Origin of the sequence: Pseudomonas sp. WOUb67 (genome assembly GCF_050058005.1) — a bacterium.
GTDB classification, from domain to species: domain Bacteria; phylum Pseudomonadota; class Gammaproteobacteria; order Pseudomonadales; family Pseudomonadaceae; genus Aquipseudomonas; species Aquipseudomonas putida_R.
Genome location: NZ_CP170112.1, coordinates 354,759 through 378,586 on the forward strand (window position 1 = coordinate 354,759; position 23,828 = coordinate 378,586).

Sequence of the window (23,828 nt, forward strand, 5' to 3'; positions counted from 1 at the left end):
AAATTGGTCGCTGCACGCGGCTACTTAAGGCACACTAACAATATCCACTTTGACCCGATGGACACTGCCGTTCATGTAGCCGCCACTTTGAGTTCGAACGATTTCAGGAGGAATACCTTGTGCCGAGTCGAAGTTAGCCACACCAAACTTACCCCAGTAGCCGCCTTTGAGGCACAGGGTACGGCTGCGATCACCATTGAAGAAACACCACTGCCTGCCTGTTAGCTGACCATCTGGCCCCAGTTGTTGGAATATTTTTGCTGAGCGTGCTTTTCCTCCCGCATCTTCGGGACAGCCCGGTGTATCGGCGACCACATATTCTCCCGGATAAAGCGGAAAACTGCAGAGTGGTTTGGTAAAATTAGCTCCCGCAAAAAGCAATATCGCATTATTGCCATAGAGCAGGTCTACAGCAGCGCCACTCAAATCATTTCCTTTTTGAGTGCGAACAAATGTAGGAGGGGCACCGGGCTGGTCGACATTTGTAACCTCGAATGATGTCGGCGAGTTTGCGCCACCCGCGTAACAAACATGTCGAGCACCGGATTGATCATACAAACAAAATTTCTGAGCAACCATATCCCCGGTCACTCTGAAGGAGCGCACTGGCTGATTGCGGCATTCGCTTGAAATACTGACAGCCGTTCCTTGAATATTAAATAACCGACAAGAATCGCCCTGGAAATTTTCTTGGCTGTAAAGGATGGCAGCTGCTGATTTTATGGGCGGAGACAGATCTTCGATCACGCCCCTATTTTCATCCAGGGTGCGTGCGACATCATGGTGCTTGACGGTCCCTATGCTTACGCCTTGGTAGGTTAGCCTTGGGTTCGAAAAATAAGGAATGGCACCGCCGGTCGTGATCATGATCGTATGGAATCTGGGGTTCTCGTGTTTATACCCATGGTTGTAACCAGCAGATTCGTTCCCGTTCCAACCATGCCACGCCCCGAAGTTATGACCATACTCGTGACCGAGTGTGTTGTAGGATCCGACAATCGAGTATGCCCTGCCGTAGGCCTCACCTCCGGTCCCCGGCCATGACGTGTAGAGCGTCATCAAATCAGCGTAAACTTGCGCTCGCTTCTGCATAACCTGAGTATTCAACTCACGCCCTGGCAGCTTGAAATCACTAAATTGCTCCACCCCAGTCTTACCGCATGCGCAATAATCAACATCATAGAAATCTGCGATTTCGAACGTAACCGGTACTCGCGAGTTGAGCATATATTGGTTCGCGCTCTGCATTGCAAGCACTAGCTGCTCCCTGTAGGTTGGCCTTTCTGTACGTACTTCGTTGGTGCTGGTAAAAAGCACACGAATGGTACTGTGCGCGGACTGAGGCGCCTTACCCAGGGCGCTGGTACCCAACTCGGGAGTGAAGAGCGCCTCCGGTGGCAGTTTTGATGCATTTTCCTTGATCAGCACATGTTTTCCGGCCCCTACGTATTCCAACCGATAGTGTTGACCCTCGACATACAAACTGCCCACCAAGTGATCATCCTTGCGCACAAGGGAAATCCAGGTCAAGGGATCGAAGTCGATCTCCGAGTTTGAACGGGGTTTCTGATCAGATTCCGACAACACATCCCCCACCCAACCCTCCATGCCCGGTGCTGGCGGATCTGCGCGCCTCAACTTGAAATCGACTGCTTTATCGTTACTCAGTTGCACCCGCAGCGTCTTGGTCTCAGCAGACACCAAGGACGCCTGAACATTTACTATTTGTACGTGTTCAGACGCCGGATCTTTGATCAACTTGGTCAAGTAGGGATAAGTTCCAGGTGTTCGTTCAAGCGCTTGTACATCACTTGAACGGTCCGGCTCGAGAAGGCGGAGCGGTTGTGGGGTGGCAGCCATAGCCGGGGTGAAAGAGTATGCGCACGCCGCAATGACTCCCCAACTCGCCGCCATTAAGCAACTAGCAAAAAAATGTTTTTTCATGATCTCACCTCATGCTCAGAACTATGAGCATTAGAGGTAAGTTAGCCACAAGCGGCAACTGGCAAAAATATCAGGTCGCAGAAAAAAATAACCCCGCAAAGCCGTGAGCCAGCGGGGCCAAGAGCGAGCAACATCCACTGTGCATGAGTGAGGGTGACCAAACCCCCGGGTACCGTGAATGGCTTCAGTGTGCGGGCTTGCCGGGCGGGGGATTTAGCCGTAAACGACCTGTTCTTAGCCAAAGCAGTCATGCCGGCATTCTGTTGTTGCGGGTATGTCGCAGGCGTCACAGAATCGGTCGTAAATCACAGCAGCACTCTCTTAGCGATAAAAGGGACAACAGCCATGATGCATGCGGATTTGATTGATCAGGACGACCTGGCAGGCCACCTGCGCGCGCGCGGGTTCGAGATACCCGCGGGGGCCAGTGCCGAGCAGGCTTGCGAGGCGGTTGTGCGCGGTTTGACCGAGCCTAATGCGCGGGCGCTGAAGGGCATGGTCGAGCAGATGTATACCGGCAGTGCGACGATTCTGCCGGCGGTGCGCCAGGCCATCGACAAGCAGCTGTTGCCGGCCTTGGCGAATTTCAACAAGCGGGCCTGATTCATTTTTCCTGCACTGGCCCTATCGCCGGCAAGCCAGCTCCCACAGTGATTACACTAGGCCCGAGGCCTGTGGAGTACCTGTGGGAGCTGGCTTGCCGGCGATAGGGCCAGGCCTGCCTTACACAGATTACACAAGGCCCGAGGCCTGTGGAGTACCTGTAGGAGCTGGCTTGCCGGCGATAGGGCCAGGCCTGCCTTACACAGATTACACAAGGCCCGAGGCCTGTGGAGTACCTGTAGGAGCTGGCTTGCCGGCGATAGGGCCAGGCCTGCCTTACACAGATTACACAAGGCCCGAGGCCTGTGGAGTACCTGTAGGAGCTGGCTTGCCGGCGATAGGGCCAGGCCTGCCTTACACAGATTACACAAGGCCCGAGGCCTGTGGAGTACCTGTAGGAGCTGGCTTGCCGGCGATAGGGCCAGGCCTGCCTTACACAGGCTCGGCCAGCTTTTCCAGTTCTGCAGTCCGGTCGAACAATCGCGCCAGTCCTTCCTGGTGGGTCACCCCAACCACTGTGCATTCCGGCAACTCGCGCCTGAGCATTTCCAGCAAGGCCCAGGCACTGCCCAAGTCCAGCTGGCTGGTTGCCTCATCCAGGTACAAGGTATCCGGCCGGTACAGCAATGCCCGCGCCAGGCTCAACCGCTGCTGCTCACCACCGGAAAGCACACGCTCCCACTCCGCCTGCTTGTCCAGCTGCCCGATCAACCCGCTCAACCCTACCTTGCCCAGTACATCCACCAGCAACACGTCGTCAATCGACCGCACCTGTGGATAAGCCAGTAACGCGCGCAAACTCATATGCGGCATGTAGGGTTTCTGCGGCAGCAGCAAGCTGCGACCCGGTGGCAGTTGCCAGTCGCCCAGGCAATAGGGCCAAAGCCCCTGCAAGGTGCGCAGCAAGGTCGACTTGCCCAGCCCGCTGCGCCCGCCCAGGCGCAGCCACTGGCCCTGCCCTGCTTGCAGGTCCAGGTTGTGCAGCATGGCACTGCCATCCGGCCGGCAAAGCGTTAGCCCGCGTGTGCACAGGCAGTCACCCTGTGCAGCGATAACGGCCTGCCCGCGGCTGGCGGCAATGGCCTGCTCGAACTGTTCCAGCCGCTGCAAGGCTGCGCTCCAGCGCACCAGTTTGTGGTAGAGCTTGATGAACCAGCTGAGCGAACCGTGCACCGCGTTGAAGGCACTGCGGATCTGCATCAGCCCACCCAGGGTGATGGCCTTGGCCATGAATGCCGGCAAGGCGGCGAACACCGGGATGATCAGGCTCAAGCGCTCGTAAGAGACGGTGAACAGGCTGAGGTTGCGCTCACGCCCCATCAGTTGCCGCCAGTTGTCGGCAATGGCGCGAAAGCGCTCGGCCAGGTGCTCACGTTCGACCGCCTCGCCGCGGTACAGCGCAATCTGCTCGGCATGGTCACGCTTGCGCAACAGGCTGGCGCGAAAGTCCGCCTCGCGGTGTTCGCGCTCGTAGTTCAACGCATGCAGTGGCTTGCCGATCAGGTGCGTCACCAGGCTGCCGGCCACGGTGTAGGCCAGCACGATCCACACCAGGTAGCCATGAACCGTGAACGTTTCGCCGAACAGGCTGAAGGTTTGCACCCCCGACAAGTTCCACAAGATCACCATGAACGCGCCGACCTGCGCCAGGTTGATCACCAGCGAGGCCACCAGCTCGATGCTCAGGCCGACCATCAGGTCGATGTCTTGGGCAATGCGCTGGTCGGGGTTGTCCGGCTCGCCGGTCAGCCCCAGGCGGTAGAAGGCCTGGTCGGCCAGCCAGGCATCGGTCAGGCGCCCGGTCATCGCTTGGCGCCAGCGCAGCTCCAGCCCTTTGCGGATGTAGTCCATGGCCACGACGATCAGCACATAGCTGCCCAGGTACAGCGCGTACTCGCCGACCAGGCCGTACAGCCCCGTGGTGTCGAATGCGGCCAGGGTGTCGTAGAAGACCTTGCTCCAGCTGTTGATCAGCACATTGATCTGCACCACCAGCAAGCCCAGGCCGATCACCGCCGCCAACATGAGCCAGGCCGGCCATTGCCCACGGTCGTGCCAGAACGGGCGGCTGAGGCGGCAGAAGGTACGCAGGGTTTTCACAGTGCCTGCTCCAGCGCCGCAGCAGAGGGCAACAGGCGCAGCTGAACCTGATTAGCCCGCGGGAACAGCTGCCGTGCCTGTTGTTGCAGCTCCGGCAAGGTCAGTGCCTCAGGCAACTGCGCCTGGGTCTGCAGGTAGCGTGGGTCGTGCCAGCGGCGGTCGCTGAGGACCAGGCGCTTGAACTGGGTTTGCGGGTCTTCGCGGCGTTTGCTCTCCTGGCGCAGCAGTTCGCGACGCTCGGCCACCACCCATTCGGCATCAGGTTGCAGGCTGGCGAGAGTGTTCTGCGCCATGGCCCACAGCTCGTCGGCCCTGGCCGGGTCGCAGGTGAAGCTGAGGCTGCTCTCGACGCGCTGGGTATCGGCATTCAGCTCGCTGTCGAAACGCAGGCGGTATACGCCCGAGGCCTCGCCGCGCAGCTGCGCCTTCAGGCGCTGGTTGGCCAGGTCGCGCAACACCGACACCCGCACCGCCGCTTCCGGGCTCCAGGCTTGCGGCTGGAAGCTGCTGGCCTGCAAGACCACGCGTGGCTCCAGCGCGATGGCCAAGTCTTCACGGCGCTGGCCGGGCTGCTGCAAGGCTTGCTGGCTGGCCAGCGAAGCACTGCGCGGTATGGTCGCGAGCATTTCACGGACCATTTTTTCCAGCGCTTCAGGCGCCGTATCCGCCATCAGGTAATAGGTCACCGGCGCACCGGCCAACAGCTTCCAGTCGGCAGTCAGCTGTTCGGCGGTCAGTTGTTCGAGGGCGCGGGTGTCCGGCGACTGCCAGTGGTCGGCGCCGTACTTGAGCACACGCTGTCGGCTTTCCTGCAGCCCGCGTACATCCTCCGGGCGGCTACGCAGGCGTTGCAGCAGCTCGTCACGGGACTCGGCGAACAGGGCCGGGTCGACGCTGGCCAACTGACTCGTGCGGTAGCTTTGCAGCAGCGCCAGCAACTGCTCAGGTTCGGCGCCAAGGTTGAACGTCAAACGCTGGGGCTGATGGTCGAGGCTGAGCGTGGCCCGCTGGGCCTGGCGCCAGGTGGCCAGCGCCTCTGGGGCCATACCCGGCAAGCCGCTGCGGGCACCAAGCTGCGCAGCCATTTGCAGGCGCCAGACCGGTACATCCTCAAGGGAGTAGCCTGCTGACGAGTCGGCTTGCAGCAGCGATTTGCCGTCCGGGCCGTTGCGTTTGAGCCAGACCAGACGATCACCGTTGCTCAGGCGCCAGTGTTCGACATGCTGCTCAGCGAAGACCTTGCGCTCGACGACATCTGCCGCCGACACCGCAGCGGGCATTCGAAGGATGGGTGCTGCAACCGTTGCGGGCGCCGTCTGCACAGGGGCCGAAAGCGATTTGCCGGCGAATTCGGCCTGCTGCGCCTCAACCTGTGCGACCGTCGGCAAGGCAACCTCGGAGGTGCCTGGCGCACTCACTTGCAGCACCCGATCTGGGCTAGCGAGCCAGCGACGCAGGCGGTCGTTCAGGTCATTGCGGGTAATGCTGCCCAGCACCTCAAGGTAGCGCGCAGCCGTGGCGTGCCGGTCGGTTAACGCCGCATCCTGCACGGCGGCGTTGTTCAGCTGTTCCACCCACTGTTCGAAGGTGCGCGGGGCTTGCTTGGCCAAGGTCTTTTCGCCGAGCACGCGGATATGCTCGCGCTCGCGCTGCAAGTCCGCTTCGCTGAAGCCGTGCTGGCGCAGGCGCTCGGTCTCGGCCAGCAATTGTTGCAGTGCCTGGTCATGGGCCTGGCCCTCGACACCGGCGGCGATGCCGAGCACGCTGGAGTGCGCACCGATCAGGGTCTTCTGTGCGATCAGGCTGCGCACCCCCGCCTCTCGCGGTTGGCGACGCAGGCTGTCGAGCATGGCGGCGAGGGTCATGCGGTCGATCAGTCGCTCGCGCAATGCGGCGCGGGTGGTGCCGCGGCTATCCGGTTCATGGGAGCGGAACAGCATCGCCACCTGGTTGCTGCCCGATTGCGGGTCTTGCAAGTGGAACACTTTCAGCTTGTCGTCCAGCAGCAGCTCCCGTTGCCCGCGGCCCGGCACTTCGCCCGCCTTGGCCGCGCCGAATGCCTGTTCAATCTGGGCGCGCATGGCCTCGGGGTCGAAATCGCCAACCGCCGACAGCACCATGTTGTTGGGCAGGTACCAGCGGTTCTGAAAGGCTTGCAGGTTTTGCAGGCTGGCCGAGCGGATCGCCGCTTCGTTGCCGATGGTGCGGTGCCCGGGGTAGCGCGAGCCCACTCGCTGGGAGGCGGTGCGCTGCTCGTTCATGCGCTGGGCCACGCCCAGGCCGCCACGCCATTCCTCGATCACGATCGGCCGTTCACGCTCCAGGTCCTGGGCGTTGTAGTCGCGGGCGAAAGCCAGGTCGGCCAAGGCCTGTAATGCCTGTGGCGCCTGGCGCACGCCAGCGGGTGGGCCGATCAGGTACTGGGTGCGTTCGTAGTTGGTCACGGCATTGAAGTGCCGCCCCTGTACCCACCCCAGGTCGGTCATGCGCTGGCGCACGTTGTGCTCGCCACCGGCGCGGCTGTGGAAGGCCAGGTGTTCGACCATGTGGGCCACGCCGACCTGGTCGTCAGCTTCGTCCACCGAGCCGGCCTTGACTGTCAGGCGCAGGTCCAGCCGCCCTGCCTGGGAGGCGTCGCGCACCAGCCGGTAGGCCAGACCGTTGGCCAATTGGCCCTGTACTACCCGGGCATCCCAGGGCAACGGCGCGTCGGCCTCGGGCAGGGTGGCGCAGGCGCCGAGCAACAGCGGGCCGAGCAGGCCCGCGATGAGCTTTTTCATCAGGGTATCCACGGTTTTTTTATAGGGTTAGAAGCGGTAGCCGACTTCCAGCCAGTACTGGCGGCCGACTTCGTAGCTGATCAGGCTGACCGACTCGCGGCTGGCGATCTTGTTGACCTGGTCGGTGACGTTGGTCACGTCGACGTTGACGAAGAACGCCTGGTCCTTGCCGGTGGGTATGTCCCAGGCAAGGCGCATGTCCCAGGTCGGTGCCGCCGGGGTATTAACGGTTTCGTACCTGCTGAGCATCTCGCCGTCGACTTCGACCTCCGAGTCGATATCCACGACCTGGTCATAGGCGCCGCGGTAGCGGAAGAAGTTGCTGACAGTGAGATTCCACTGGGGGATCTCGGTGATGGTCATCAGGCGCGCGGTCCAGGGGCGGTTGTAATCGCTGCCAGGCAGTTCGTTGTAGGGGATACGCTTGCCGTCGAGCACCACGTCGGCGCCGGACAATTCATCCCCATCCAGCCCAGCTTCGTAAGTAGCGCCGTAGGCGTCCTTGGTGCGCGACCAGTCCAGGGCCATCTGCACGCTGGTGGTCGTGCCCATGAAGCGCAGTGGGTGCATCGGGGTAATGGTCAGGCTGACGTTCTCGCTCTCGCTGGTCCCGGCATTGAGGTAGGCGTAGTAGTCCTTGCTGTAGCCCTCGGGGATGTCCTTCTCGTCCAGGTAGTAGTACGGCCGGGTGCGGTAGATCTGGTCGTGGCCCTTGCGGTTGACATACTTGAGCTGGAACTCGGTATCGAACCAGCGTTGGTTGAGGCCGACCATGAATTCGTCGTCATACGGAATATCCATGGTCGAGAACTTGCTGGTGTTCTGGTTCTGCGACGCCAGCACCCAGTCGCTGGTCTGAGAGGCCCGGGTGTAGCGCGAGGTGAAGGCCTGCCGGCCATCAGCCAGGCGGTACTTGAACAGATTGCGCCCGTAGTAGCGGTTGGCGCCGAACACCAGCACGGTGCTGCGATCGCCGAAGAAGTCATAGTCACCCGAGAAACGTGGCGCCAGGCTCTTTTTCTCCATGTAGTCATCGCCTTCGAAGCGCAGGCCGGGGCGCAACGTCAGGTTGCCGTAGCCCATCACGTCCTGCACGAACAGCGCGTATTTCTTCTGATCGACGTCCACTTTGCCCGCGCCGTAGTTCATGTACACGCTGCCGTACTGGCGGGTGTTGCCGTTGAGCAATGGGCTCACCGAGCACCAGGGGTCGTTGCCCGAACAGGAGGTGCCGTTGTCACGCTTGAAAGTAGTCACCGCCTCGGCGTCGTCTTCACGCTCCCAAGTGGCGCGCTGGTAGCCCAACTCCAGGCCTGTGGTCACGCTGTGCGTACCGCCAGCAAAGGCAACCGTCTGCCAGTCGGCCTTGAGCTTGTAGTCGACACCGCGCTGAGTCTGGGTCAGGTTGCCGAAGGCACCCTCACCGCTGCGGGCACTGCTGGAATCAGGGTTGCCCCAGTCCTTTTCTTGCGACCAGTACCACATGACCACGTCATCACGCTCGGACTCGCGGGAAGTGTTGAGGTTGGTCAGCGCCAGTTGCTGGGTCCAGGTGGCGTCATCGCCTTCGTAGGTGGCCTTGAGCGAACCCTGCCAGCCACCGTTGATGTTGGTGTAGTGGGACTCTTTGTAATCTTCGCGGAAGTAGCTGTTCTCTTGCGGGGCGTAGACAATCGAGGTGTCCAGGCTCAAGCGGTCGTTGACCGTCCAGTAGGTCTTGAGCAGGAAGTTGTCGAGCTTGCGGGTCTGCTCTTCCTCGTTGTCGTTGTTGGGGCTGTTGTAGCCGCCCTTGTAGCTGCGCAGGGGCAGATAAGACCGCTTCTGCGAGAAGTTCAACAAGGCACCGAAGTCTTCATTGAAATGGCCTTCGAGGGTGCCGCGCAGGGTGGTCTTTTTGAACTCCGGCTGGTTCTGCTCGTTGGACGAGGTTTCGAAGGTATCCTTCTTCTCGTCGGTGATGTGATAGCTCGTCCATTCCGAGCGGCTCATGGCATAGGAAATCTTGCCATGCAGGTCTTGGGTTGGGCGGCGGGTGATGGCGTCGATCACACCACCATTGAACCCCCCGTACTCCACCGGCACGTTGCTGTCGTAGACCTTGATCTCTTCCAGCAGGTCGGCGTCGAGGGCGATGCCGTGGGAACGGCTGGGGGCCGAGTCGAACTGGCGGGTTTCGCCGTAGCCGTGGGCGCCGGGGTCAAGGTCGTTGTTGATCGAGATGCCGTCGATCATGAAATTGTTCTGATAGAACTTGGCGCCGTTGATGCTGATGTCGGCGGGGTCGATCTCACCGGGGGTGTTGGAGCTCTTCTGCTCGGTGCTGAACTGCACGTTCGGGTGCATTTGCAGCAAGGTAGTGATGTCGCCGTTGGCGCCCGGGAAGGCCTGGATGGCCTTGCGGTCGATGACCGTGGTGCCCATGAAGCTGTTTTCTTCGGTGTCGCCGAGTACCACGGTGTTGTGCAGTTCGACAGAACCGTTGTCGGCGTGCAGCAGGCGGAAAATCAGGGCGCCGTATTCGTAGTCCCAGGTGATGCCGGTGCCCAGCAGCAGTTGTGCCAGTGCAGCCTCGCTGCTGAGCTGACCGCTGACAGCGGTGGAGTGCAGGCCGTCGAGCAGGTCCGGGTCGACGCTGACCTGCAGACCACTTTGCTGGCCGAAGTTGATCAGGGCAATGGCCAGTTTCTGTGCCGGGATGTCGAAGGCGTGAACCTGCGCCAGCACTGAACGCGGCTGGGCCGCTTCCTCTGCCTGGATGGGTGCAACGGTGATTGCGCAGCTCATGCCGAGCACACCTGCACCCGCAACTTTTTTCAGGCGCAACGACCAACCCCGCGCGCTGCGCGGCTTCCGGCTTGATGTTTCAGTCATCCCACATCCCCACCCCCGGCAATCGCCGGGCTGCAAAATAGAATACGAATCGGTATCAGTTGTTGCGCGCGGGGGAGAAGACGGGGCAGTGCGGGGATTTTTCAGAAATTTCGGAAATTATTTTTCAAACAATGAATTGGAGTTGCTGTACCGGCCTCATCGCCGGCAAGCCAGCTCCCACAGGTACTACACTGGCCGCTCTTTGTGGGAGCTGGCTTGCCGGCGATGGGCTGCGCAGCAGCCCCGGCAATTTCAAGGTTTGCTCAAGACCAGCAGCCAAGGCCCATAACTGCGCACCTCGCCACCATGCGGCCTGATCACTGCTCGCAACGCCGCCTCGGGCTTGCGCAGGTCATACACACCCGTCACCCGCTTGGCCCCCAGTGCATCATCACGCAGCATCACCTTGCCTGGCATATACGGCGCCAGCGCCTGCACCAGCTCGGCTACTGTCTGGTCGTCTGCAATCAATTGCCCCTGTCGCCAGGCGGCAGCTTGCGTGGGCACGAAGGCATGCAGTTGCACCTGACCATCGACATACCGCAGCCGCTGCCCGGCCGTGAGTGCTGCCGCCAGCACCTGTGCATCGGCAGTGTCCTCGACCCGTACCGAGCCATGCTGCACATCCACCCCTACCCGCCCAGGCCGCAGCTCGACATTGAATGCCGTGCCGGTCACCGTCACCCGCACATCGTCGGCACGCACATGGAACGGCTTGGCCTTGTCGGGCTTCACCTCGAAAAACGCCTGGCCGGCGAGCAGCTTCACATCCCGGTGATCGCCGCTGTAGTCCACAGCGATGGCGGTGTCGCTGTCCATCTGCACCACGCTGCCATCGGCCAGGGTGATGTCGCGGGTCTCGCCCTGTGCGGTGCGGTAGTCAGCCTGCAAACGCAGGCTCAGGGAAGGCGCGACGGCTACCATCAGGCAGGCCGCGACAGCGGCGCCCAGCCACCAGCGCCGGTGGTGCTTACGCTTGACCGGTAGCGGCAGTACTTCGGCCTTGGGCCACAGTTCGGTGGTGGTCGGCGCCAGCTGGCCGGTAAGTTGCCAGACCCTTTCGGCCTTGTGGTAGGCCTGGGCATTGGCCGCGTCGCTGGCACACCATTGCTCGAACTCGCCCCTTAGCTGAGGATCGTCAGGCGACTGCTGCAGGCGCAGGAGCCAGTCCAGAGCCTGCTCGCGGCGGCTGGATAGGGGGGCTGCGGACGTCATGCCGGGCAAGTCTCCTGAGGGCTGAAGGGCGCGCAGGGTCGCACAGAGATACCCCGCTCGGCAAAGGACGCACCAGCCTGGCATTTTTTCACAGGTCATCCTCCAGGCGCGCCATGCAATGGCTCAGGGCATCGCGCACCAGTTGGTGCACCAGGCTGACGGACACGTTCAGCTGGCTGGCCACCTCTTGCAGGGTATGGCCGCCCAGGCGGTGCATCTCGAATGCCACACGGGTGCGCTGGGGCAATTCTTCGAGGGCGCGGCTGATGGCGCTGAGTTCATTCTGCTGGGTAACCGCCTGCTCGGGCGAGGCGCTGGTCGAGGGTAGCTCGGCGAGAATCTCGTCACCGTTGGGTTGGGCTTTTTCGGTGGCGGTACGGCGGGTCTGATCGAGTGCCAGGTTGCGCACGATGCGGTACAGGTAGCTGGCCGGGTGACGAATGTCGGCATCGTCCTGCTGGCGGCTGAAGCGCAGCCATGCTTCCTGTACGACATCCTCGGCGCGGGCGCGGCAGCCGACGATCGGCGCGGCATAGTCAAGCAATGCCGCCCGGTGGGCCAGGTAGAGCTGGAGTTTGTCGTCCGCCACGTGGGGGTATGCCAGAGGGTTTCGGGGGCGGCGATGTTACCTGTAGTCGAGAATCATTATCAACAGGTGGATTTGTGTTGGCTGTGCTGGCCTCTTCGCGGGTAAACCCGCTCCCACTGGGTAATCACAGTTTTCAAGACTTGTGATGCACCTGTGGGAGCGGGTTTACCCGCGAATGAGGCGGCGCGGTATCAGAGCCTTACGCTGGCAAAGGTCGACTCGTTGCGCGCCTGGCTCAGGGCCGCCATCGGCCCGCTGTGTGGCGACAGGGTCATGGCCTGCGGAATCGGCATCATCGCTACCTGCTGGGCAGTGTTGGAACCCACGCGCTCGTCACGCGGCGGAATGCCGAAGTACTCGCGGTAGCACTTGGAGAAGTGCGGGGTGGACACAAAGCCACACACCGACGCCACCTCGATGATCGACATCGGCGTCTGCTTCAGCAGCTGCCGCGCACGGATCAGGCGCAGCTTCAGGTAGTAGCGCGATGGCGAGCAATGCAGGTACTTCTGGAACAGCCGCTCAAGCTGGCGTCGCGACACGGCTACGTACACCGCCAATTCGTCCAGGTCGATCGGCTCTTCGAGGTTGGCCTCCATCAGCGCGACGATTTCCTGCAACTTCGGCTGGTTGGTACCGAGCATGTGCTTGAGCGGCACACGCTGGTGGTCCTGCTCGTTGCGGATGCGCTCGTAGACGAACATCTCGGAGATGGCCGCCGACAGTTCGCGGCCATGGTCGCGGCTGATCAGGTGCAGCATCATGTCCAGCGGCGCAGTGCCGCCGGAGCTGGTGAAGCGGTTACGGTCGAGGGTGAACAGGCGGGTGCTCATGTTCACCCGCGGGTAGGCCTCCTGCATGGCCGCCAGGCACTCCCAGTGCACACTGCAATCGAAACCGTCGAGCAGGCCGGCGCAGGCCAATGCCCAGCTGCCCGTGCACACCGCACCCAGGCGGCGCGACTGACGGGCCTGGGCCTGCAGCCAGGTGACATGCTCACGGGTAACCGTGCGCTGGATACCCACGCCACCGCAGACAATCACGGTATCGATGGGCGGCGCGCTGTGCATGGCGGCATCGGGGGTGATCTGCAGGCCGTCGCTGGCCCAGACCTGGCCACCGTCGACCGTCAGGGTGTGCCAGCGGTACAGCTCGCGGCCAGACAGCTGGTTGGCCATGCGCAGCGGCTCGACGGCCGATGCCAGGGAAATCAGGGTGAAGTTGTCCAGTAGAAGAAACCCGATGGACTGGGGGGCTGTGCGGTTCTGGGTTGGATTCCCGGAGGTGTACGACGTCATCGCGATTTCTCCTCACACAAATGCAGGGTGTGCCTCAGGCGGGCACTGATTTTTGTTATGGCCCCCGGTTTGGGGCTTATAGCCAATCACAACGCAAACGCCGTGCCGGAAATTGAACAGCTATCCGAAAAAACCTGAAAGCGACGCCTTCATTCGGCAAATCAGGGGCTTCCATCAAGCTGGAAGAGCTTCCAGAACCGGCGTGCTAGGCGTGCTACGTGTAACTGCTGAGCAGTTTGGTGACACGTACCTTGGTGGTTGCCCAGAAACGACACTTTTAAGTGTCACCGACAATGCCCACACTCATCGCGACATCTGACGGCCGGTCAAGCACAAACGCCCCAAGATGGGGCGTCGTGATGACTGCAGAGCGAGATTAGCGCATCAGCACTCGATAGCGCTGACCGCCAGGCCACCGCGCGAGGTTTCTTTGTACTTGTCGTGCATGTCGGCCCCGGTGTCACGCATGGTGCGGATCACCTGGTCGAGGGAGATGAAGTGCTCGCCGTCACCGCGCAGCGCCATCTGCACCGCGTTGATGGCTTTTACCGCAGCAATCGCATTGCGCTCGATGCACGGCACCTGCACCAACCCGCCGACCGGGTCGCAGGTCAGGCCCAGGTTATGTTCCAGGGCAATTTCGGCCGCGTTCTCCACCTGTGGCGGGGTAGCGCCCAGCACTTCGGCAAGCCCTGCCGCCGCCATGGCGCAGGCCGAGCCGACTTCACCCTGGCAACCCACTTCGGCACCGGAAATCGACGCGTTCTTCTTGCACAGGATGCCCACGGCGGCGGCAGCCAGGAAGTAGTCAACCACGCTGCACTCGGTCACCTCATCGCTGAAGCGCATGTAGTAGTGCAGCACTGCCGGGATGATGCCGGCCGCGCCATTGGTGGGTGCGGTAACCATGCGCCCACCGGCGGCGTTCTCTTCGTTGACCGCCAGGGCGAACAGGTTGACCCACTCCATGGCGCTCATGGTCGAGCCGATCACGTTGGGCTTGCCGATCTCCTGCAGGCTGCGGTGCAGCTTGGCGGCGCGGCGGCGCACGTTCAGCCCGCCGGGCAGCGTACCTTCGTATTTAAGGCCGTTGTTGACGCATTCCTGCATGGCTTCCCAGAGCTTGTACAGGCCGGCGCGGATCTCTTCCTCGCTGCGCCAGACCTTCTCGTTGGCCATCATCAATTGCGACACGCTGAGGTCGTTTTGCTTGCACAGGCGCAGCAGTTCGGCGGCGCTGTTGAAGTCGTACGGCAGCACCGTCTGGTCGGCATCCAGCACACCGCTGGCGGCCTGGGCGGCATCGACCACAAAGCCGCCACCCACCGAGTAGTAGGTGTCGCGGTGCAACTCGCCCTGCTCGCCTTCGGCAATCAGGGTCATGGCGTTGGGGTGGTACGGCAGGTTCTCGTCCAGCAGCAGCATGTCGCGGGCCCAGATGAACTCGATGGGCAGGCGGCTATCCAGCTGCAGCGTGTTGGTTTCGCGCAGGTCGGCGATGCGCGGCACGATCTGGGTCGGGTCAATGGCGTCAGGCCACTCGCCCATCAGGCCCATGACCGTGGCGTTGTCGGTGCCGTGACCGATACCGGTGGCCGACAGCGAGCCATACAGGCGCACTTCGATCCGTTTTACACGTTCCAGCTCACCACGTTCGCGCAGGCCCTGAACGAACAGGGCGCCAGCACGCATGGGGCCGACGGTGTGGGAGCTGGAGGGCCCGACACCGATCTTGAACAGGTCGAACACGCTGATGGCCATTGTCGAATCACCTCTTGCTGGGCTTGTCTCTGCGCGCCATGCGCAGGGCGGGGCAGCTGCTAGGCTCAAACAGCGGGCCGCCTTGAATGCCAGCATCATCGGGCTTTTACCGCACCCCTCGCCGTCTGCAACCGACGTACTTTTGTCCAGCAGCGCCGCACTGTTTGTAGCCGGGAAGTGGCCCTTGCCACGCCGCTTTCCGGCGGCCTGGTGACGCAAAAATGCCGCCGAGGGGGTGGATAAATCCATAAGCGACATCGCCCTTACTGGATACGACCCGTTCCGTACTGGATACGACCCTACCAGTAGGCGATTGCCCGGCGCTGGAGGATTATCGAAAGCGACTCGTAAAGCACGGCCACGCATCCTGCCCTCTGCAGGCCTGGTCGACCGGACCCTCAGAAAGCCCGGCGACCCACGCGAACCCGAAGACAATATCTCAGGAGTCCATCCATGAAAGGTTCACCCTCGCTGTTGCTGGTTGCGTTGCTGTCCACGCCCTTGCTGGCCCAGGCCGCCGAACCCGAGCAGTGTCAGACGGTACGTTTCTCCGATGTCGGCTGGACCGACATCACAGTCACCACCGCGACCACCAGCGTTGTGCTCGAAGCCCTGGGTTACAAGACCCACACCACCATGATCTCGGTACCGGTGACCTACAAGTCGCTGGCCACCGGCAAGGACCTGGACGTGTTTCTCGGCAACTGGATGCCGACCATGGAGAACGACATCAAGCAGTACCGCGACGCCGGCACCGTGGAAACGGTGCGCGCCAACCTGGAAAACGCCAAGTACACCTTGGCCGTGCCCCAGGCGCTGTACGACAAGGGCCTGAAAGATTTCGCCGACATTCCCAAGTTCAAGAAGGAACTGGACAGCAAGATCTACGGCATCGAGCCCGGCAACGATGGCAACCGCACCATCCAGAGCATGATCGACAAGAACGCCTTCGGCCTGAAGGACGCCGGTTTCAAGATTGTGCAATCGAGCGAGGCCGGCATGCTGTCGCAGGTCGACCGCGCGCAGAAACGCGGCGAGGCGCTGGTGTTCCTGGGCTGGGAACCGCACCCGATGAACACCCGTTTCAAGATGCAGTACCTGACCGGCGGGGACGAATTTTTCGGCCCCGACTTCGGCAAGGCGACCGTGTTGACCAACACCCGCAAGGGCTATGCGCAGGAGTGCAGCAACGTTGGCCAGCTGTTGAAGAACCTGTCGTTCGAGCTCAAGGATGAAAGCACCATGATGGGCTATGTCCTGGACGACAAGATGAAACCCGAGGCCGCCGCCAAGAAATGGCTCAAGGACAACCCAGGCAAACTGGATGCCTGGCTGGCAGGCGTTACTACCGTGGATGGCAAACCTGGCCTGGAGGCAGCCAAGGCCCAGCTCGCGCAATAACGAACTACGCAATAGCGCTACCTCGGGGCAGGACCGTGCCTGCCCCGGGTTGATTTCAATCTATGCAGGTGGAAGCTCGCTATCATGCTTATCGATCAGAAAATACCCCTGGGCCAGTACATCGCGTCGTTCGTCGAGTGGCTGACCCAGAACGGCGCGAATTACTTCGACGCCATCGCGCAAGGCCTGGAATTCATGATCCATGGCGTCACCAGTGCCCTGACCTGGTTCAACCCTTTCGTCCTCATCGCCCTGTTCGCCGGCCTGGCGCACCTGATCCAGCGCAAGTGGGGGCTGACGGTATTCGTTGCCCTGTCGTTCCTGCTTATCTTCAACCTGGGTTACTGGCAGGAAACCATGGAAACCCTGGCGCAGGTCACCTTCGCCACGGTGGTGTGCGTGGTGATCGGCGTGCCGCTGGGCATCCTCGCCGCACACAAACCGATGTTCTATACCGCCATGCGCCCGGTACTCGACCTGATGCAGACGGTGCCCACTTTCGTTTACCTGATCCCTACCCTGACCCTGTTCGGCCTGGGCGTGGTGCCGGGGCTGATCTCTACCGTGGTGTTCGCCATCGCCGCGCCAATTCGCCTGACCTATCTGGGCATCTGCGACGTGCCGCAAGAGCTGATGGACGCCGGCAAGGCCTTTGGCTGCTCGCGTCGCCAACTGCTTACCCGTATCGAACTGCCGCATGCGATGCCCAGCATCGCCGCCGGCGTCACCCAGTGCATCATGCTGTCGCTGTCGATGGTAGTAATCGCCGCCCTGGTGGGCGCTGACGGCCTGGGCAAACCTGTGGTCAACGCACTGAACACCGCCGATATCTCCCTGGGCTTCGAAGCGGGCCTGGCGATCGTGCTGCTGGCAATCATGCTCGACCGTATCTGCAAGCAACCGGAACTGCCGGTAAGGGGTGAGGCATGAGCATCATTCGTTTCGAAGACGTCGACGTCATTTTCTCCAACAAGCCGCGCGAGGCGCTGTCGCTGCTGGACCAAGGCAAGACTCGCGAGCAGATCCTCAAGCAGACAGGCCTGGTGGTGGGCGTCGAAAAGGCCAACCTGGATATCAACAAGGGCGAGATCTGCGTGTTGATGGGCCTGTCCGGTTCGGGCAAGTCGAGCCTGCTGCGCTGTATCAACGGCCTCAACACCGTCAGCCGCGGCAAACTGTTTGTCGAGCACGAAGGCAAGCACATCGACATTGCCCACTGCACACCGGCCGAACTGAAGATGATGCGCACCAAGCGCATCGCCATGGTGTTCCAGAAGTTCGCCCTGATGCCCTGGCTGACGGTGCGCGAGAACATCAGCTTTGGCCTGGAAATGCAGGGCCGCCCGGAAAAGGAACGGCGCAAGCTGGTGGACGAGAAGCTTGAGCTGGTGGGCCTGACCCAGTGGCGCAACAAGAAGCCGGACGAGCTGTCTGGCGGCATGCAGCAGCGCGTGGGCCTGGCCCGGGCGTTGGCCATGGATGCCGACATCCTGCTGATGGACGAACCGTTCTCGGCCCTCGACCCGTTGATCCGCCAGGGCCTGCAAGACGAACTGCTGGGCCTGCAGGCCAAGCTGAGCAAAACCATCGTGTTCGTCAGCCACGACCTGGACGAAGCACTGAAACTGGGTAGCCGCATTGCGATCATGAAGGACGGCCGGATCATCCAGTACAGCAAGCCGGAGGAAATCGTGCTGAACCCGGCCGACGAGTACGTGCGTACCTTCGTCGCCCACACCAACCCGCTGAACGTGCTGTGCGGCCGCAGCCTGATGCGCAGCCTGGACAACTGCAAGCGGGTGAATGGCTCGGTGTGCCTGGACCCGGGTATCGATTCGTGGCTGGACCTGGGCGAAGGTGGCGCGCTGAAGCGTGCACGCCAGGGCCAGAACGGGCTGGACATGCAGAACTGGGCACCGGGGCAGGATGTGGAGCTGCTGGAGCGCAGGCCGACCGTGGTGCACGCCGACATCGGCATGCGCGAGGCGCTGCAGATTCGTTATCAGACCGGCAACAAGCTGGTGTTGCAGGATAACGACAGGGTGGTGGGGATTCTTGGGGATACCGAGCTTTATCACGCGCTGCTCGGCAAGAATCACGGTTGATGCAATTGGGGCCCGCTTTGCGGGCCATTCGCAGCACAAGGCTGCTCCTACAGGGGAATGCGTATCCCTGTAGGAGCAGCCTTGTGCTGCGAATGGAGGGCAAAGCCCTCCCGGCAATCTGTCAGCGAACGACGATGCCCCGGGAAGCCATGTAGGCCTTGGCCTCAGGCACCGTGTACTCGCCAAAGTGGAAGATACTGGCCGCCAGCACTGCGCTGGCATGCCCTTCCAGAATGCCGTCAGCCAGGTGCTGCAAGTTACCCACACCCCCCGAGGCAATCACCGGAATGCCCAGCGCATCGCTGATGGCGCGGGTAACACCCAGGTCGAAGCCGTTCTTCATGCCGTCCTGGTCCATGCTGGTCAGCAGGATCTCGCCAGCGCCCAGGCCTTCCATCTTCTTCGCCCACTCGACTGCATCCAGCCCGGTCGGCTTGCGCCCGCCGTGGGTGAAGATTTCCCAGCGCGGCGTTTCACCTGGCCCGGACACCTTCTTGGCATCGATGGCGACAACGATGCACTGCGAACCGAAACGGTCCGCTGCCTCGCCCACGAACTCCGGGTTGAACACCGCAGCCGTGTTGATCGAGACCTTGTCGGCACCGGCATTGAGCAGGTTGCGGATGTCTTGCACGGTGCGCACGCCACCGCCCACGGTCAGCGGGATGAACACCTGGCTGGCCATGCGCTCGACGGTATGCAGGGTGGTGTCGCGGCCGTCGACGCTGGCGGTGATGTCGAGGAAGGTGATCTCGTCGGCACCTTGCTCGTTGTAGCGACGGGCGATTTCCACCGGGTCGCCGGCATCACGGATGTTCTCGAACTTGACGCCCTTGACCACCCGGCCGTTGTCCACGTCCAGGCAAGGGATGATGCGCTTGGCCAGTGCCATGGTTCAGTCCTCAGCCTTGGTAGTTGTCGCAGAAGGCCTGGGCCTCGGCGACATCGAGGGTGCCTTCGTAGATGGCACGGCCGGTGATGGCGCCGATGATGCCGGGGGCCTTGGCGTCCAGCAGGGCCTTGATGTCGCCCAGGTTGTGGATGCCGCCCGAAGCGATTACCGGAATGCGGGTGGCTTCAGCCAGGGCCTTGGTGAAAGGCACGTTGCAGCCCTGCATCATGCCGTCTTTGGCGATGTCGGTGTAGACGATCGCCGAGACGCCATCGGCCTCGAAACGCTTGGCCAGGTCGATGACCTGCACGGTGCTCACTTCGGCCCAGCCGTCGGTGGCGACGAAGCCGTCCTTGGCATCCAGGCCAACGATGACCTTGCCCGGGAAGGCCTTGCACGCTTCGGCAACGAACTCTGGCTGCTTGACCGCCTTGGTGCCGATAATCACGTAGCTGACGCCAGCCTTGACGTAGTGCTCGATGGTTTCCAGCGAACGGATGCCACCGCCGATCTGGATCGGCAGGGTCGGATAGCGCTTGGCGATGGCGGTAACCACTTCACCGTTGACCGGCTGGCCTTCGAAGGCGCCGTTGAGGTCGACCAGGTGCAGGCGGCGGCAGCCACCCTCGACCCACTTGGCGGCCATGCTCACCGGGTCGTCGGAAAATACCGTGGAGTCTTCCATGCGGCCCTGGCGCAGGCGCACGCAAGCACCGTCCTTCAGATCGATAGCGGGGATAATCAGCATCTTGGGAACCTGTCTGTTCTTAGGGTTTCAGGGCTTTTCAAGTGCCCACAGATCGCTTTCGATGCTCTCGAACCGCTCCTTGAGGTGCAGCTGAACATCGGCAATCGCCCTGTTGTAATAAAGGGGTGCAATTTCTTTGCTGAACAGCTCAAGCACCTCGGCCACCTCGAACGACCCCAGCTCCAGCTCGAAACGGTCTTCGAGGAAGCGCTTGAGCGTGTCGAGCGCATCGCGCTCCTGCTCGGGGGCCAGCGTGATGACCGGGGCCTTGGCCTTCGACCTGCTCATTTACCAGCGCCCGTCCCAGGCGACGAAGTTCTGCAGCAACTGCAGGCCATGGGTATGGCTCTTCTCCGGGTGGAACTGCACGGCAAAGCGCGAGCCATCCGCCAGCGCAGCGGCGAAATCGACACCGTAGTGGCCGCGGCCGACTACCTGGCCCGGCTTGCCGGCATTGATGTAGTAGCTGTGCACGAAGTAGAAACGCGCACGGTCGGGGATGTCGTGCCACAGCGGGTGGTCGATGGTCTGGGCAACTTCGTTCCAGCCCATGTGCGGCACCTTCAGGTGCTCGCCGTCTTCTTGCAGGCCTTTGCCGAAGAAGCGCACCTGGCCGGGGAACAGGCCGATGCAGTCGACACCGGTGTTTTCTTCGCTGTGTTCAAGCAATGCCTGCATGCCGACGCAGATGCCGAGAAACGGGCGGTCCTGGCTGACTTCGCGCACCAGGCTGTCGAAGCCCAGGCGGCGGATTTCGGCCATGCAATCGCGGATAGCGCCTACGCCCGGGAATACCACGCGGTCGGCTTCGCGAATCACTGCGGCATCGCTGGTGACCAGCACTTTACCGGCACCGACGTGCTCAAGCGCCTTGGCCACCGAGTGCAGGTTGCCCATGCCATAGTCGATTACGGCTACCGTCTGCATTTACAGGCACCCTTTGGTGGAAGGCATCTGCCCGGCCATGCGCTCGTCGAGGGTGATGGCCATGCGCAGCGCGCGGCCGAATGCCTTGAACACGGTTTCGATCTGGTGGTGGGTGTTGTGGCCACGCAGGTTGTCGATGTGCAGGCTTACCAGGGCGTGGTTGACGAAGCCCTGGAAGAACTCCTGGAACAGGTCGACATCAAAGCCGCCAACGCTGGCACGGGTATACGGCACATGCATCTGCAGGCCCGGGCGGCCGGAGAAGTCGATGACCACACGCGACAGCGCTTCGTCCAGCGGCACGTAGGCGTGGCCGTAGCGGAAGATACCTTTCTTGTCACCGATGGCCTGGGCGAATGCCATGCCCAGGGTGATGCCGACGTCTTCGACGGTATGGTGATCGTCGATATGCGTGTCACCCTTGCACTCGATATCCAGATCGATCAGCCCATGGCGGGCGATCTGGTCCAGCATGTGTTCAAGAAAAGGCACGCCGATATCGAATCGGGCCTTGCCACTGCCATCGAGGTTGATCGAGCACTTGACCTGGGTTTCCAGGGTATTGCGCTCGACGGAAGCCTTACGTTCGACCATCACCAGCTCCGCAAAATCATTGGGCGAAAAGGGCTCCATTATAGGCCCAGAACGCGCCAGCTTGAAACGCGGATGACATATGGCAAAGCAAGCAATTACGGGGGCTGGATGCCGCTACAGGTCTATACAACTGCGTAATGGGGGCTGCTTTGCAGCCCCCATTGGCCATTCCAGGATTACATCAATGGAACAGCACCGCCGTCTTCTGCAGGGTAATCCACACCCCCCAGGCCAACGGCACAACCACCACCGCCCATGCCAGCAGCACCAGCGGCAGGCTGCCCGGCGCTGCCTTCCACTCCAGCGACCGCGCGCTGTCGGCGCCCTTGTCATGGCTCAGCGCCCGCTCGGCCGCCAGTTCGGCATCGCTCATGAAGTGCTTGTCGGCCACCGGGCGCACCAGCATGTTGCAGAAAAAGCCCAGCACCAGCAGGCCGGCGAGGATGTACAAGGTCGTGTCGTAAGCCGCTGCGCGCTCTACCCCCGCTGCCAGCTGCGACTCGCGCAGGTAGGTGATCAGCACCGGCCCCAGCACCCCCGCCGCTGCCCAGGCAGTCAGCAGGCGACCATGAATGGCGCCGACCATCTGCGTGCCGAACAGGTCTGCCAGGTACGCCGGCACGGTCGCGAAACCGCCGCCATACATCGACAGGATGATGCAGAACGCAGCCACAAACAGCGCCACGTTACCCAGGTGCCCCATGTTCGGCACCAGGCTGTAAAGGCCGACGCCCAAGGCGAAGAAGGCGAAGTAGGTGTTCTTGCGGCCGATGTAGTCGGAAAACGACGCCCAGAAGAACCGCCCGCCGATGTTGAACAGGCTCAGCAAACCGGTGAAGCCGGCAGCGATCGCGGCAATCTGCGCCAGCTGGGCAGCATTCAGCTGGCTGAAGGTCAGTTCGTTACCCAACAATTTGCCGGCGAACACTTCCTGCAACAGGGGCGAAGCCATGCCAAGAATACCGATGCCTGCCGACACGTTAAGGCACAGCACCAGCCAGATCAGGGCGAACTGAGGGGTTTTCCATGCCACACTGACGTGCACATGGCGGTCGGTAACCATGGCGTTGCCGGTTTTTTTCGCCGGGGCGGTCCAGCCTTCGGGCTTCCAGCCGGTCGGCGGTACGCGGTAAGCCAAGGCGCCGGCGGTCATGAACACGAAGTAGATCGCCGCCATCGCGACGAAGCTCTGCCATACGCCCACTTCGTGCGCGTTACCAAAATGCCCCATCAGCGCGGTGGCCAGCGGTGCACCCACCATGGCCCCGCCGCCGAAGCCCATGATCGCCATGCCGGTGGCCATGCCGCGTTTGTCCGGGAACCACTTGATCAGGGTCGACACGGGCGAAATGTAGCCCAGGCCCAGGCCGATACCGCCGATTACGCCGGAGCCCAGCCACATCAGCCACAGCTGGTGGGTTTTTACGCCAATAGCCGAAATCAGCATGCCGCCGCACCAGCACAGTGCCGACACCAGGCCCGCCTTGCGCGGCCCGGCGTGCTCCAGCCAACCACCCAGCACTGCCGCGGAACAGCCGAGGAAGACGAAGAACAGGGTGTAGATCCAGCTCAGCATCGAGATCGGCCAGTCGCATTCGGCGCTGAACATCCGGGCCATGAAGCCCATGTCTGCGGCACAGGCGACGGGGGCGGTGATGCCAAGGGCTTGCGACAAAGGCAGCCAGAACACCGAGAAGCCGTAGGCCATGCCGATGCACAGGTGAATGGCCAGGGCGGCTGGCGGGACCAGCCAGCGGTTGAAGCCCGGGCGGGCGATGATGCGCTCCTTTGACAGGAAGCCTGGCGCACTGGCCGAGGCCCCCGCCGCGACGGTACTGGTCATGGGTCTGATCCTTCTTATAGGGTGGCTGCTCGCAAAGCGGCGCAAGGTTAGCAGAGCCAAGTGGCGTGAAAGCAATCTGATATCGTGATTTTTTACGGTGCTGAAACGGTCCTCTTTCCTGTGCCGGCCTCTTCGCGGGTAAACCCGCTCCCACAGG

At 61.9% G+C, this 23,828-nt stretch carries 18 protein-coding genes; 4 read left to right on the forward strand and 14 right to left on the reverse strand.

Translation table 11 applies throughout. The annotated features are described in order from the left end of the window. Nucleotides 1-24: 24 nt before the first annotated feature. On the reverse strand, nt 25-1,944 hold the full coding sequence (locus ABOC32_RS01630) for a reprolysin-like metallopeptidase (protein ID WP_426809929.1): 1,920 nt from the start codon (nt 1,942-1,944) through the stop codon (nt 25-27). Nucleotides 1,945-2,289: 345 nt separating this feature from the next. Between ABOC32_RS01630 and ABOC32_RS01635 the strand changes: the two genes are divergently transcribed. Then, entirely contained in the window at nt 2,290-2,547 is a 258-nt protein-coding gene (locus ABOC32_RS01635; RefSeq protein ID WP_043202844.1) for a hypothetical protein, read from the forward strand. 432 nt (nt 2,548-2,979) lie between these two features. Here ABOC32_RS01635 and ABOC32_RS01640 read toward each other — a convergent pair whose 3' ends face one another. The 7 genes from ABOC32_RS01640 to ABOC32_RS01670 all read right to left on the reverse strand — a co-directional run bounded on the left by ABOC32_RS01640 (nt 2,980) and on the right by ABOC32_RS01670 (nt 15,161). Further along, nucleotides 2,980-4,647, reverse strand: coding sequence for an ABC transporter ATP-binding protein/permease (locus ABOC32_RS01640; protein WP_426809930.1), 1,668 nt, complete (start codon nt 4,645-4,647; stop codon nt 2,980-2,982). After that, nucleotides 4,644-7,427: an insulinase family protein gene (locus tag ABOC32_RS01645; RefSeq protein WP_426809931.1), complete on the reverse strand. Its 2,784-nt coding sequence runs from the start codon at nt 7,425-7,427 to the stop codon at nt 4,644-4,646. Before ABOC32_RS01645 ends, ABOC32_RS01640 begins: the two co-directional genes overlap by 4 nt. A gap of 27 nt (nt 7,428-7,454) precedes the next feature. Next, nucleotides 7,455-10,211 (reverse strand): TonB-dependent receptor plug domain-containing protein, encoded by a 2,757-nt coding sequence (locus ABOC32_RS01650; RefSeq protein ID WP_426809932.1) that lies wholly within the window; start codon nt 10,209-10,211, stop codon nt 7,455-7,457. Nucleotides 10,212-10,550: 339 nt separating this feature from the next. Continuing rightward, a complete protein-coding gene (locus ABOC32_RS01655; protein WP_426809933.1) occupies nt 10,551-11,513 on the reverse strand; it encodes a FecR family protein in 963 nt (320 codons plus the stop codon). Nucleotides 11,514-11,601: 88 nt separating this feature from the next. Further along, a complete protein-coding gene (locus tag ABOC32_RS01660) occupies nt 11,602-12,102 on the reverse strand; it encodes a sigma-70 family RNA polymerase sigma factor (protein WP_426809934.1) in 501 nt (166 codons plus the stop codon). Between the two features lie 191 nt (nt 12,103-12,293). After that, on the reverse strand, nt 12,294-13,400 hold the full coding sequence (locus ABOC32_RS01665; protein WP_043203982.1) for a GlxA family transcriptional regulator: 1,107 nt from the start codon (nt 13,398-13,400) through the stop codon (nt 12,294-12,296). Nucleotides 13,401-13,784: 384 nt separating this feature from the next. Next, complete coding sequence (locus ABOC32_RS01670; RefSeq protein WP_426809935.1) at nt 13,785-15,161, reverse strand: L-serine ammonia-lyase; 1,377 nt, start codon at nt 15,159-15,161, stop codon at nt 13,785-13,787. 453 nt (nt 15,162-15,614) lie between these two features. Here ABOC32_RS01670 and ABOC32_RS01675 point away from each other — a divergent pair, with 453 nt between their 5' ends. From ABOC32_RS01675 to choV, 3 genes are all read left to right on the forward strand, one after another. Beyond that, entirely contained in the window at nt 15,615-16,562 is a 948-nt protein-coding gene (locus ABOC32_RS01675; protein ID WP_426809936.1) for a choline ABC transporter substrate-binding protein, read from the forward strand. 81 nt (nt 16,563-16,643) lie between these two features. After that, nucleotides 16,644-17,492 (forward strand): choline ABC transporter permease subunit, encoded by an 849-nt coding sequence (choW, locus tag ABOC32_RS01680; RefSeq protein WP_426811556.1) that lies wholly within the window; start codon nt 16,644-16,646, stop codon nt 17,490-17,492. Beyond that, entirely contained in the window at nt 17,489-18,667 is a 1,179-nt protein-coding gene (choV, locus tag ABOC32_RS01685) for a choline ABC transporter ATP-binding protein (RefSeq protein ID WP_403194191.1), read from the forward strand. The genes choW and choV overlap by 4 nt, the downstream gene beginning before the upstream one ends. A 121-nt stretch (nt 18,668-18,788) precedes the next feature. Here the strand turns inward: choV and hisF are convergent, their stop codons facing one another. The 6 genes from hisF to ABOC32_RS01715 form a co-directional block, all read right to left on the reverse strand. Then, nucleotides 18,789-19,559: an imidazole glycerol phosphate synthase subunit HisF gene (hisF, locus tag ABOC32_RS01690; RefSeq protein ID WP_008091498.1), complete on the reverse strand. Its 771-nt coding sequence runs from the start codon at nt 19,557-19,559 to the stop codon at nt 18,789-18,791. 10 nt (nt 19,560-19,569) lie between these two features. Next, nucleotides 19,570-20,307, reverse strand: coding sequence for a 1-(5-phosphoribosyl)-5-[(5-phosphoribosylamino)methylideneamino]imidazole-4-carboxamide isomerase (gene hisA / locus ABOC32_RS01695; RefSeq protein WP_016484508.1), 738 nt, complete (start codon nt 20,305-20,307; stop codon nt 19,570-19,572). 27 nt (nt 20,308-20,334) lie between these two features. After that, nucleotides 20,335-20,595 (reverse strand): DUF2164 domain-containing protein, encoded by a 261-nt coding sequence (locus ABOC32_RS01700; RefSeq protein ID WP_043203968.1) that lies wholly within the window; start codon nt 20,593-20,595, stop codon nt 20,335-20,337. Continuing rightward, on the reverse strand, nt 20,596-21,234 hold the full coding sequence (hisH, locus tag ABOC32_RS01705; RefSeq protein WP_426809937.1) for an imidazole glycerol phosphate synthase subunit HisH: 639 nt from the start codon (nt 21,232-21,234) through the stop codon (nt 20,596-20,598). Continuing rightward, nucleotides 21,235-21,828: an imidazoleglycerol-phosphate dehydratase HisB gene (hisB, locus tag ABOC32_RS01710; protein WP_043203991.1), complete on the reverse strand. Its 594-nt coding sequence runs from the start codon at nt 21,826-21,828 to the stop codon at nt 21,235-21,237. A 181-nt stretch (nt 21,829-22,009) separates the two neighbouring features. After that, nucleotides 22,010-23,671 carry an OFA family MFS transporter gene (locus ABOC32_RS01715; protein ID WP_426809938.1) on the reverse strand — a complete coding sequence of 554 codons (1,662 nt, stop codon included), beginning with the start codon at nt 23,669-23,671 and terminating at the stop codon, nt 22,010-22,012. Between the last annotated feature and the right edge of the window lie 157 nt (nt 23,672-23,828).

Excerpts from the sequence above, each read along its gene's own strand:
- ABOC32_RS01630 (WP_426809929.1), bottom strand. The coding sequence starts at position 1,944 with ATGAAAAAACATTTTTTTGCTAGTTGCTTAATGGCGGCGAGTTGGGGA.
- ABOC32_RS01635 (WP_043202844.1), top strand. The coding sequence starts at position 2,290 with ATGATGCATGCGGATTTGATTGATCAGGACGACCTGGCAGGCCACCTG.
- ABOC32_RS01645 (WP_426809931.1), bottom strand. The coding sequence starts at position 7,427 with ATGAAAAAGCTCATCGCGGGCCTGCTCGGCCCGCTGTTGCTCGGCGCC.
- ABOC32_RS01650 (WP_426809932.1), bottom strand. The coding sequence starts at position 10,211 with ATGAGCTGCGCAATCACCGTTGCACCCATCCAGGCAGAGGAAGCGGCC.
- ABOC32_RS01655 (WP_426809933.1), bottom strand. The coding sequence starts at position 11,513 with ATGACGTCCGCAGCCCCCCTATCCAGCCGCCGCGAGCAGGCTCTGGAC.
- ABOC32_RS01665 (WP_043203982.1), bottom strand. The coding sequence starts at position 13,400 with ATGACGTCGTACACCTCCGGGAATCCAACCCAGAACCGCACAGCCCCC.
- ABOC32_RS01670 (WP_426809935.1), bottom strand. The coding sequence starts at position 15,161 with ATGGCCATCAGCGTGTTCGACCTGTTCAAGATCGGTGTCGGGCCCTCC.
- ABOC32_RS01675 (WP_426809936.1), top strand. The coding sequence starts at position 15,615 with ATGAAAGGTTCACCCTCGCTGTTGCTGGTTGCGTTGCTGTCCACGCCC.
- choV (WP_403194191.1), top strand. The coding sequence starts at position 17,489 with ATGAGCATCATTCGTTTCGAAGACGTCGACGTCATTTTCTCCAACAAG.
- hisF (WP_008091498.1), bottom strand. The coding sequence starts at position 19,559 with ATGGCACTGGCCAAGCGCATCATCCCTTGCCTGGACGTGGACAACGGC.
- hisA (WP_016484508.1), bottom strand. The coding sequence starts at position 20,307 with ATGCTGATTATCCCCGCTATCGATCTGAAGGACGGTGCTTGCGTGCGC.
- ABOC32_RS01700 (WP_043203968.1), bottom strand. The coding sequence starts at position 20,595 with ATGAGCAGGTCGAAGGCCAAGGCCCCGGTCATCACGCTGGCCCCCGAG.
- hisH (WP_426809937.1), bottom strand. The coding sequence starts at position 21,234 with ATGCAGACGGTAGCCGTAATCGACTATGGCATGGGCAACCTGCACTCG.
- hisB (WP_043203991.1), bottom strand. The coding sequence starts at position 21,828 with ATGGTCGAACGTAAGGCTTCCGTCGAGCGCAATACCCTGGAAACCCAG.
- ABOC32_RS01715 (WP_426809938.1), bottom strand. The coding sequence starts at position 23,671 with ATGACCAGTACCGTCGCGGCGGGGGCCTCGGCCAGTGCGCCAGGCTTC.